Source organism: Bradyrhizobium valentinum (assembly GCF_001440405.1).
Classification (GTDB): Bacteria; Pseudomonadota; Alphaproteobacteria; order Rhizobiales; family Xanthobacteraceae; genus Bradyrhizobium; species Bradyrhizobium valentinum.
In genome coordinates this window covers 1-10,810 of the sequence record NZ_LLXX01000083.1, presented here as the reverse complement: position 1 = coordinate 10,810, position 10,810 = coordinate 1, and the positions used below count along the sequence as shown (strand labels likewise).

Sequence of the window (10,810 nt, the reverse complement as noted above, 5' to 3'; positions counted from 1 at the left end):
CCCGCGGCGCTGTGCTCGCCCGTCGCAGTCGCGCTGATGCCGTTCGCGAGGCTTTCCGCGCCCGTCGCGGTCGCGTTTTGGCCGTTCGCGTCGCTGCCCACGCCCGTCGCGGTCGCGGCGTCGCCAGTGGCTACCGCGCCATTGCCGGAGGCGTAGGCATTGGCGCCGGTGGCCGTCCCGCCGTTGAGGGATTGCTGACCCATCGCTGGAACGGCCCAGAGGGTTGCCGCTGCGATTGAAACGCCGGCTGCCAGCGCCAGCCCTCGCAACGTCCCGCCGGGGAGCACGCTGCTGGCAAGCAGTCGCGTCCGGAGGTCGTGTGGGTGAAACACGTCTGTGGCGTGATCTGTCACCAAATCCGCTGCGCCCACTGTCGGAAAGCTTGTCATCGCCGGCCCTTCTCATCGCCGGCCGGTGAAATGACCGATTGGTGAACATCAAACATGCAAGCCCCCACGGCAGACGGCGCGATTCTGTTACTTCGATCTGCCATGACGCGACCTTGGCCCAAGCCATGCACGGGCCGCATCTGACGAACGTCAGAGGCATCGAGCCAAACGGGAGCATTCTGAGCTGATGTTTGCGAAGTGAGGCTTCGCGGCAACATCGTGCTTGATGCCCATAATCCCGTCTTGCGGCCGGGACGCAACCTGGGCCACAGTTCGGGAAGGGCTTGGGGTAGGGCGAATGTCTGGCGGTGGACTATCCGGCGAGGACAAGGTGCTGGATCTAGTCGGATCGATTTATGATGCCGCGCTCGATGCACAGCTTTGGCCAGGCGTCCTGAACAGAATTGGCGATGCCGTGGGCGGGCCGCAGGTGGTGTTCGGATTTTACGATCCGGCGAACGGCATCGTCAGCATGCATGCGCCGCGGACAGATCCGGACATCCTGCGCAGCTTTGACGACTGGTCGCCGAATATTCCGGCCCTGCCGTGCACGGGAAACTACCGGCCCGGCGAGGTCTTTACCGGTGGGGACGTCATCTCGCGTGACGAGTTTACCAGCACCGCCTTCTATAACGAATTGTGGGGGCCGGGCGGTTTCAGCGCCGATCCCCTGGTCACCAACCTGTTTGCCGACAGCGCGGCCTCCGGGCACATTGCGAGCCACGGACTGCAGAATCAATCGCCATTCGACGGCAGCCAGAAACGTTTGTTCGCGGCGCTGGCGCAGCATCTCGTTCGCGCGGTCGCGCTGCAGCGCCGTGTGTATCATCTGACGATCGCAAACGAGCGTGCGCTAACCGGCCTCGACGGATTGCAGCAAGGTTTTCTGCTTGTCGATGCGGAGGCACGGCCGCTGTTCGTCAATCGTGTGGCCCGGGCGCTGCTCGATAGTCGCGATGGCCTGCGGCTCGAAGCCGGCGCCTTGTCCGCATCCGATGCCGACGGCGGGCGGACATTACGCGGGCTGATCAAGTCATGCGCTGGCGATGCCAGCGTTGTAGCCGGTTCTGGCGGCGACGTCGCGCTGCCGCGTGGATCGGAGCGGTTGCCGCTTGATGTTGTCGTGACGCCGGTAAAGCAGGAAACGGCGAAGGCCGTCCTCCCCTGGACTTTCTCGCAACGTGCTATCGCGATCGTGCTCGTCTCCGATCCCGAAGGGGAAATCCAGGCGCGCGCCGAGGACTTACGCCAACGTTTCGGCTTCACGCCGGCAGAGGCAGCGTTCGCGCTTGAGATCGTCAAGGGTGATGGCCGCCAGGCCGCCGCTGACAGGTTAGGCATCACTGTCGGAACGGCGCGCAGCCATTTGTCCAGTATCTTTGACAAGACGGGCTCACGTCGCCAGGCCGAACTGGTGCGGCTGCTTCTGCAAAAGTGAAGCGAAGCCGGGTATCTCATTGAGTGGAGCCTAGGCCGACCAAAAAAGGGGCGGGCATTGCTGCCCGCCCTGATACACAGGAAGTGCCGTGTCAGGCTTCCAGAATTGCCACGATCTCGAAGGTGTTGGGATCCACGATCACGATCTGCTCCTTGACGAGGATAAACTTATACCTGCGCCATTCCGGATAGATCGTCACCACCCGCTCCGGCAGGGTGTGGAAGGTTACGTCGCGCGGCACGCGCGTGCCGACCGAAATCGAGAAGTTCACGTTCGTCACCGGCGAGACGCGCTGCTCCTTGATCACGCTGGTGATCTGGGTGCGCTGCTCGGTCGAGAGCTTCCCGGCCGCGCCGGCCTGGCCCGTCGTAGTTTGGCCCGCGGCTCCGCCCTCAGTCTGAGTCTGCATGCGGTCCTGCTTGCCCTGGGCCTTCTGGTCCTTCTGCGGCATGGTCTGGTCGCGATCCTTGGTCGTGGTCTGGTCACGCTGCTGGGTCGTGCCTTGCTCACGCTGCATCGTGCCCTGGCCCGTCGTCTGACCCTTCTGTTCGCCCTTCATGCCGCCGCGGTCTTCCTTGCCCTCGGCCTTCATGTCCTTGCCGCCCTTCATGCGGTCCTCGGTGCGCTGGCTCTTTTCAGGGCCAGTCGCTTTCTTCTCAGGGCCCATCGACTTCTCGGATTCTGCACCCTTCATTCCCGTCGTGCCGCCGCTATCGCGCTGCATCGTGCCGCCCGGCGCACCACCGCCGCGATCGGAGGGCGCGCTCTGCTGCGTCGTGGAACCTGGTGACCCTGCGTCACGGCCCGTTCCGGTACCCTGCGCATTCGCAAAGCCGGTTCCGGCGATCAGGGCCGCTGTTGCGACCGTAATCAAAAGGCGATTACTCATCGAATGTCTCCTCAGGTGTCTGCATTGCCCGCGCCAACAACGAAAGGCATTGGACGGATGTTCCTGACCATTGGCGGTTCCGTCGACATTGTTTTGTGAATGCAGGATGAACGCCGCGCCGCAGAATACCGCAAAGAAAAAGGCCGGCTGTTGAGCCGGCCTTTCATTGCAATTTGTTACTCATTGCAATTTGCGAAGTGTCGCCTCAGCACGTCGCCTTGCCGCAACGGGCGTTGCTTATCTTTTCCCGCAGGTTCTCGACGCCGACCGCGCCGATCACGACCTGCTTGCCGATCACGTAGCTCGGCGTGCCGTTCATGCCCATCGCTTCGGCGAGCTTGAAGTTTTCCTCGAGCGTGTTGCGCACTTCGGCGCTCGAGAGGTCCTTCTCCAACCTCGCCATGTCGAGGCCGACTTCCTTGGCAACGGCCAACGCGCGCGCCTTGTCGGCGGCGCCGCGGCCGGTGAGCAGCTTCTGGTGGAAGTCGAGATATTTCTTGCCGGACGGATCCTGCATGCGCACGGCGACGCCGACCTGGGCCGCTTCGACCGAGCCCGCGCTCAGCACGGGAAATTCCTTCAGCACGACCTTGAGCTTGGGGTCGCTCTTCATCAGCTCCATCATGTCCATCATCGCACGCTTGCAATAACCGCAATTGTAATCGAAGAATTCGACGAAGGTGACGTCGCCATCCTTGTTGCCGACCGTGACGTTGCGCGGCGAGTTGAAGATCGCATCCGCATTGTTGGCGACACCTGCTTCATGCTTGGCGGCTTCCGCCGCGGCCTGACGCTTGCTGAGTTCGGTCATCGCCTCTTCGAGCACTTCGGGATGCGCGATCAGGTAATTCCGGATGATGGCCTCGATGTCACCGCGCTGGGCGTCGGTGAAGCTCTGCGCGGAAGCGGACAGCGGTGCGCCGCAAAGCGCCAAAGCGAACAATGCGGGAATGAAACGGCGGAACGAGGGCATCGGTTAATCCTTATGCGGCGAGTTCCCGGGCAATTCTGCTGAAGGCCGGCTCCTCGAGAATATCTTGGTCCTTGGGACCAAATCCTTGGTGATCAAGTCCGATTATAGCTGAACGCAGGTTATTTCTAGTTGCTCTTCTGGCCCGGCAGCGGCTTGGCGCTCACAATGTCGTCAGCCTTGACCCATCCCGGCGTCCCGATCGCGAAGCGCGTTTTCGCCCGTGATGCAAGATCGCGCGCAGTCTTGCTGTCGCCGCGAAGGTAAGCGGCCTGGGCCGACGCCAAATCGGCCTGCGCATAGTCGCCTTTTCGGCCGTAGGCCATCGCAAGCTGCATGTAGCCGAGCGGCGCCTCGCTCTCGCGCGCCACCGCCGCACGCAGGATCGCAATCGCCTCGTCGGTGTAGGCGTTGTTGCCGGTTGCCACGAGGGCCTGCCCAAGCAGCATCTCGATGAGCGGGGAATTGTTGGAGAGCGCTACGGCCTTGCGCAGCGGCGCAATCGCCTCCTGCGGCTTGCCGCCCTCCAGCAGCGCCTGGCCGCGCACTTCGTGGAAATAGGGGTTGTTGGGCTGCTGCTGAATCAGGGCGTCGATCTGCGCGAGCGCGCTGCGCAGGTCGCCGTGCCGATAGGTTGCGATAGCATGCGCGTAGCGCGCCGGCAGGCTGTTGTTGGACAACGGATAGCGTCGGTACACGGTGTCCTGCCGCTCCATGAAGGCCGAGATCTTGGCGCGCACCATGTCGTGGCGAAGCTGCAGGGCAGGGTCGTCCTTCTTGTCCCAATAAGGGCTCGACCGAGCCAGTTCTTCCAGCGCGGCGACGCGCTGAGACGGCATCGGGTGCGAATGAACGTAGGGATCGGCGCCGCGCCCGGCGAACAGGCTCTCGTCGGTGAATCGCTTGAAGGTCTCGTACATGCCCTTCGCGGACTGGCCGGTGGCAGTCAGAAATTTCACGCCGGCCTTGTCGGCGTTTTCCTCCTGCTGGCGCACGTAAGAGAGGAGGTTGCGGCGGATGATTTCTCCAGGAGCTGAGAACATTGCCGCGCCGGCGTTGGCCAAACCACTGTTGCTGCCGCCTTGCGCGCCGGCCACCATCGCGCCGGCGCCAAGCAGCATGGCAATGATCATCTGTGTCTGGGCCTGCGCCATCTGCTCGCGCATCTTGGCAAGATGACCGCCGGCAAGGTGACCGGTTTCATGCGCCATGACGCCGATGATCTGGTTCGGCGTTTCCGACTGCATGATCGCACCGTAGTTCACGAAGATGCGCCGGCCGTCGGCAACGAAGGCGTTAAAGACGCCCTGGTTGATGATCACCATCTGGATGTTCTGTTTTTCCAGACCGGCGGCGCGCAGGATCGGCCGCGTATATTCGCGCAGCAGTTGCTCCGTCTCGGCGTCGCGGAGCACCGGCGGACCCCTGTTCTCTTGAGCCGTCGCCGCCATGGGTGCGACAGCAAGCGCGACGGCTGTCGTCAGCGCGGTCAGCTTCAGTGATTTCTTGCGGAACGTGATGCGGAGCATGAGCAGTCTTTGGCGATTGGCGGTACGTCCAGGCTTGTTCGGAAGCCGGTTCGGTTTCCATTAGATCAGAACCGGGTCCCAGTTTGTTGTTTCAACACGTTTTCTTCACCCGAGCCGGTATTACTTCGCTTGAAAACGCTATAACAAGCCACCGAATACGGCCAGTCTTGGGCGGTAACCGGTTCGGGGACCTGAATTCGGGCAGCGCCCGTGCAGATAGCAGATATCGATGCTGGAATCGACACTTAGAGACCGTGTGAAGGACCTGCTGACACCCTCGGGACGGAGCGATGTTCCGCCTTTCATGGTGATGGACGTGATGGCGGCCGCAGCGCGGATCGAAGCGGCCGGCGGCCATGTCATTCACATGGAAGTGGGGCAGCCGGCGGCGCCGGCGCCGAAGGTCGCGATCGCGGCCGCGCACGCTGCGCTCGATGCGGCGCGGATCGATTACACGTCGGCGCTCGGCATGCCCACGCTGCGCACGCGAATCGCCAGACATTACCGTGATACTTGCGGCTGTACCGTCGATCCCGAACGCATCGTGATCACGACCGGCTCGTCCGGCGGATTCATTTTGGCGTTTCTGTCGATGTTCGAGCCGGGCGACCGCGTGGCGGTCACGGTGCCGGGGTATCCGCCGTACCGGCATATCCTGACCGCGCTCGGCTGCGAGCCGGTGCTGATCGAGACATCGAGCGCGGCGCGTCATGCGTTGACCGGAGAGGCTTTGTTGGCCGCGCATCGCAACGCGCCGCTGAAGGGCGTGCTGGTCGGCAGCCCCGCCAATCCGACGGGAACGATGATGTCGCGCGAGGCGCTTACTGGCCTGATCAATGCGGCGGAAGGCGCGGGCATCCGCTTTATTTCCGACGAGATCTATCATGGTCTCGACTATGCGTTTCCGGCGGTGACGGCGGCGGAGCTTTCGTCGCATGCGCTGGTGATCAACTCGTTCTCTAAATATTTCTGCATGACCGGCTGGCGGGTCGGCTGGATGGTGGTGCCGGAGCCGCTGGTGCGGCCGATCGAACGGCTGCAGCAGAACCTGTCGATCTCGGTGCCGACGCTGTCGCAGATCGCGGCCGAAGCAGCATTCGAAGGACGCGAGGAGATGGAGGCGATCAAGCGCGGCTACCAGGAGAACCGCCGCATCCTGATCGAGGGACTGCCGAAGGCCGGTCTCACCAAGTTCCTGCCAGCGGACGGCGCCTTCTATCTCTACGCCGATGTTTCTGATTTCACATCCGACAGTTTCGAATTTGCCGGCCGCATGCTGGAGAAGGCTCATGTGGCGGCGACGCCGGGCGTCGATTTCGATCCGATCCACGGCCGCAGCTTCATTCGCTTTTCCTACGCGCGCTCGGCCGACGAGATGCGTGAAGCGGTGACACGCATCGCGCGCTGGCTGGGGCACGGCTCGGGTTTGAGCTAGTCAATTTCGGATTAAGTCGCCGGATCGCGACGAGATCGGCCGCCTTGCGACGGCCGATCCGCGCATGTGCAAACCCGGGAGCATCAGGTGCTCCTGAGTTCTCCGTTCATTCCGTTCGGGTAGAATCCGCCTTTACTGACGCCGGCCTTTTCCGTCAGGTAGACGATATGCAGAACCTCCTGCGGCGTGCGGTGGAAGGCAATCGCGTCGGGGTTTGAAGGCACGAAGTTGGCTTTGCCGTCGAGCCTGATTCCCTCGTCTTCTTTTTCAGGCGTCCCATCAATTTTATCCCGCGCATCCGAAATTGCGTTGGCGGCCTCCCACGCCTTCTCGCCCATCATGTAGAGCTGGGAGCGTGCCATTCCCATATGGTAGGCCTCAACGGCAAGGATCCCGGCCGCCGCCTGCACGAATTCCTTTTTCTTGAGCAACGGCGCCGCACCGGCATACGCGGTCACCCCGACGTCCTCGAACAGCATGCCGCCGAGCAGGACAGACATGTCGTCGGCAAACGGATCGAAATCGGCAGGCAGGCCGGCAGCCTGGGCGGCGGCCTTGAAGCCCGCGTCGAAGTCGATCGCCGGTCGAGAAATGGCATTTCTGCCAAGCGTCTTGCGATAGAAGCGAACGTGGGCCAATTCGTTTTCCGCAGTCTCCTCGATGAACTCGCGGATCGCCTTGTCCTTGAATTGGGCCTCGTGTCCACCCACCACCCGACCTGCGTCCATCCCGGCATCGGTGTCGCTGATACCCTTGCCGGTCGTGGCGCGCAGATAGAATTCAGCTTCCATGTATTCGAGATTCAGAGCGAAGGTGAAGATGTCCTCGTCGTCGATCGCGGCGCCCTTCGGGCCGATTCCGACGCCGGTCGTCTCTCGCTTCTGCTGGGCATAGGCGTGCGGAATGAGTAATCCCGAAAGGCCAGCGACTGATAGGCCGGCGATCGATTGCCGGCGCGAAATACGCAACGACTCCATGGCGTAACCTCCTCTGTTCTGATTGAGGGGCCGCGCCGCTATTCATCGCTATAAGGACGCTATCGGGCGCGACCTCGGCACCAGTGGCGATGCTTAATGCGCACAACGTGAGAGCGCCGGGCACGTTCCTAGCTGGCTTCAAACTAAGCAGCACGACCTCGTGACGCTTCGACGAAGCCATCATGTGGCCGTTTGGCTTTCGCCGCTGACCGCGCTGCATGCCCGCGAGGGCATAACAGATCGCACGTTGAGGTGAACATAACCGGGGTGCGTGCCAATTGAGCCGATCACAGCCGGAGACCTGCGATCTCGGCGACGAACGTCATAGCTCCACTGCCGCCAGCCACGGCGATAGATCTGAAGCCATCTCAAAGAAGAGTGCGAGAGCCGACGAATCCGCCTATCCGCCCCACGAGCTGCGATCGGTCGCCGATTTTTTCTTCGCCTTCTTCTTCTGTGCCGAAAATTCGCTGATAGCGCTCTTTCCGCTCAGGTCCGTGCTTATGACCTGCGGTCCGCTCTGCCCGGCGAGCGGCCTCTCGGTGGCGACCGCGGGCACCGCAAGGCCGACACAGCCGGCGGCAGCAAGGATCAACGTCAGCTTTCTCATCTGCTCCTCCATCTGCAGTGATACTCACCCCAAAAGCGAACGCGCGAATGCTGGCCGCGTTCCTGCAGGTCAACGTGAATACGCCGGACCGAGATGGCATGTGGAGCACCGCCTCAATGGCGATCGAGTGGATCGCGAATGCGAAGCAATTGCACATTGCGGCGGCGTGCTAAATACCGAGCGCGAGAACGAATGGCCAGGAAGCCACGTGTGATAGTCGAGCACCGCGAAGAGACGTTTTCCCTCATCACCTCGTAATGAAGTCACCATGAACACGGTGGGTCTCCCGGAGAGAGCGTACCAGGCCCACGCGACGCGCGGACTTGCGAGTGGACATACCAAAATTCGCGCCGTTCCGTACGGCGACAGAGAGGTCGTGCCGTTGATCGTCGCTGCGCACTCGCAGGGAGCGCGGGCGGCCCAACCGGGACGGATGGTGCCGGGCAAGACTGGCCTGCAGACCAGAGGCCGGTCACGATAATGCGTGATTGTGTAACCGTGCGGGTCCAGAAGCAGTGAATCCTGAACCGTGATCCCGGCTTCCGGTCCCCCGAATGTGCGGGTGCGTTGGGCGGGCACGGTCCAGTCATACAGCACTTCTGCGGGGTACGGGTTTTCATCGGAATCGAAAGGGGTCATCACGCCTGTGATCGCGAGCCTCTCGGGCCACTCGGAAAAAGGGATCGCAGGACAATCTGCCTGGAGTTCGGGCATCACCCGGTTGATCTCGCTCTGCGCAGGTTGGCGCGATTGCGATATTTTGCCGATCAGGCGATGCAGCGTGCGCACCGGATTTCCGGTCATTGCCGGTTTGGCCTGTCGGCAGGCGGCATCGATCCCGGCAAGACCTGTTTCGTCCAGTGTATTGAATCGAACCTGATAGCTGAGCGCATATCCGCTGAATGGTGGAAGCTGATCGCTCGCAAAGGGGAAGACGAGGCGAAACGGCGTTTGATCCGATGTCTTGAACCAGAGCCAATAGCTTGCGGGCTCTGGAGCGATTGCTGTTTTCCACCACTCCACCGGCGTCTCGCCGATGGGCGCTGAGCCCGTGCATTGCGACTGCGGCGCAATCCAATCTGTCGGAAGCGGCCGCCAGCCGGTATCGCCTAAAGCGCGGCACTCCTTGATCGTGGCGCCTTCCGACTCGAGGACGTACGTCCGGTTGCCGGCAACAAACAAATCGAGCGACCCGCGCCTGACACCATGAAGCCTCACTCGCATCGCGGAAAGCGCGGCGTCGGAGACGATTTCGGCCAGCACGAGCTGCGCCTTGGTGAAGGGCGCCATCAGATAAATACCCCGCCATTTCTCTGGCAGGCGCGGATGGGATGTTGAGCCGCAAGGGGCGAGCTGCGGCAGGTCGAGCAGCGCGCGCGGTTCTCGCGCCGCTGCAGGGGAGAGCACGAAGACGGCGATCGTTATCGTCAACACGCGCGGCAGCATGGCGACCTCGCGGTATCAGGCTCTGCAGCTAACGTATGCCGAGATGCTTTGCTCCGAACTGGATGGACACAGCCGCAAACCCGCACATTCGCCGCGTCTGGATTTAGGGGGAGGCACACTTTAGTGCGCAGCTACGCGCGTTTTCGTTCCATCGCGCCGCGCCGATCGGAAAAAATATTTGGCTGTGTGCGACGGATTGGCGCATGCGACCGGTCCGCGGCCTCTGAGGGTCGTCGGCCTCGTGGTGCCGACCGGCTACTCGTTCAACCTCGACGGCACCAATATCTACATGACGCTGGCAACGCTGTTCATCGCGCAGGCGCTGGGCTTCGATCTCACTTTCGGCCAGCAATTGACCATCCTTCTGGTCGCGATGCTGACCTCGAAGGGCGCGTCCGGCATTACCGGCGCCGGCTTCATCACACTGGCCGCGACGCTCGCTGTGGTCGATCCGCGGCTGGTGCCTGGCATGGCCATCGTTCTGGGCATCGACAAGTTCATGAGCGAGTGCCGCGCGCTGACCAATCTGTGCGGCAACGGCGTTGCTTGCGTCGTGGTGTCGTGGTGGGAAGGCGAACTCGACAAGGACAAGCTGCACGCCAATCTGAACAAGCAGGTTGATCCGTCCGACGTGGAGACCGCGATCACGACGGGCTAGCGATCAGCTCGACACAATAAAAAACCGCCCGGTTTTCGCCGGGCGGTTTTGTTTGGGTTCGATTCCTTACTCGCCGCTGCCGAAGCGCCGTGACCACCAGCCTGCCTTGCGTGGTGCGGGCTCGCCCGATTCTGCCGGTGCAGGTTCGGCCTGAGCGGGCGCGGGAGGCGCGACCGGCTCTGGCGTACTCTCGCTAATGGAGGGCGCCGGCTCGGCCGGAGCGCTGGTCATGAAGCTGACCTTCTCGCGCACGGTCGATCGCCGCCGCGCGGCGGCCCGCTCGGCCTCTTGCCCGCTTTCTTCAGCGGCTGGCGCGGGCGCGCTCGCGACCGGCTCGGGCTGGACGTAAGCCGGAGATTGTATCTCCGCCGGGTGCGAGAATGGTTCGGGCTGAACGTCGGCCTGCACCAGCGATGGCGCGGGTTCGGACGCGCTGCCCTCGAAATCGGCGACGGCGCTGGCGACTTCC

Annotated in this window: 8 protein-coding genes and 3 pseudogenes; 3 read left to right on the top strand and 8 right to left on the bottom strand. The window is 62.6% G+C overall.

Annotation, left to right across the window (positions count from 1 at the left end; genetic code table 11):
* Positions 1-203: pseudogene (locus tag CP49_RS46685) on the bottom strand (adhesin); the annotation flags it as partial.
* A 484-nt stretch (positions 204-687) separates the two neighbouring features.
* Here CP49_RS46685 and CP49_RS13085 point away from each other — a divergent pair.
* Entirely contained in the window at positions 688-1,827 is a 1,140-nt protein-coding gene (locus CP49_RS13085) for a helix-turn-helix transcriptional regulator (protein ID WP_057850663.1), read from the top strand.
* Positions 1,828-1,918: 91 nt separating this feature from the next.
* Here the strand turns inward: CP49_RS13085 and CP49_RS13080 are convergent, their stop codons facing one another.
* From CP49_RS13080 to CP49_RS13070, 3 genes are all read right to left on the bottom strand, one after another.
* Positions 1,919-2,716, bottom strand: coding sequence for a DUF1236 domain-containing protein (locus CP49_RS13080; RefSeq protein ID WP_057850662.1), 798 nt, complete (start codon positions 2,714-2,716; stop codon positions 1,919-1,921).
* Positions 2,717-2,921: 205 nt separating this feature from the next.
* Entirely contained in the window at positions 2,922-3,689 is a 768-nt protein-coding gene (locus tag CP49_RS13075) for a DsbA family protein (protein ID WP_057850661.1), read from the bottom strand.
* A 125-nt stretch (positions 3,690-3,814) separates the two neighbouring features.
* Positions 3,815-5,215, bottom strand: a complete 1,401-nt coding sequence (locus CP49_RS13070) for a M48 family metalloprotease (protein ID WP_057850660.1) — start codon at positions 5,213-5,215, stop codon at positions 3,815-3,817.
* 229 nt (positions 5,216-5,444) lie between these two features.
* On the opposite strand from CP49_RS13070, the gene CP49_RS13065 reads away from it, so the two are divergent.
* Positions 5,445-6,650: a pyridoxal phosphate-dependent aminotransferase gene (locus CP49_RS13065; RefSeq protein WP_057850659.1), complete on the top strand. Its 1,206-nt coding sequence runs from the start codon at positions 5,445-5,447 to the stop codon at positions 6,648-6,650.
* A gap of 83 nt (positions 6,651-6,733) precedes the next feature.
* On the opposite strand, the gene CP49_RS13060 is transcribed toward CP49_RS13065, so the two are convergent.
* From CP49_RS13060 to CP49_RS13050, 3 genes are all read right to left on the bottom strand, one after another.
* Positions 6,734-7,627 (bottom strand): ferritin-like domain-containing protein, encoded by an 894-nt coding sequence (locus CP49_RS13060; RefSeq protein ID WP_082646004.1) that lies wholly within the window; start codon positions 7,625-7,627, stop codon positions 6,734-6,736.
* A 400-nt stretch (positions 7,628-8,027) separates the two neighbouring features.
* A complete protein-coding gene (locus CP49_RS13055; protein ID WP_156438361.1) occupies positions 8,028-8,237 on the bottom strand; it encodes a hypothetical protein in 210 nt (69 codons plus the stop codon).
* A gap of 69 nt (positions 8,238-8,306) precedes the next feature.
* Positions 8,307-9,683 (bottom strand): hypothetical protein, encoded by a 1,377-nt coding sequence (locus CP49_RS13050; protein ID WP_057850657.1) that lies wholly within the window; start codon positions 9,681-9,683, stop codon positions 8,307-8,309.
* 229 nt (positions 9,684-9,912) lie between these two features.
* Between CP49_RS13050 and CP49_RS13045 the strand changes: the two are divergent.
* Positions 9,913-10,341, top strand: a pseudogene (locus tag CP49_RS13045) (cation:dicarboxylate symporter family transporter); the annotation flags it as partial.
* A gap of 66 nt (positions 10,342-10,407) precedes the next feature.
* Here CP49_RS13045 and CP49_RS45955 read toward each other — a convergent pair.
* A pseudogene (locus CP49_RS45955) lies at positions 10,408-10,810 on the bottom strand (ribonuclease E/G); the annotation flags it as partial.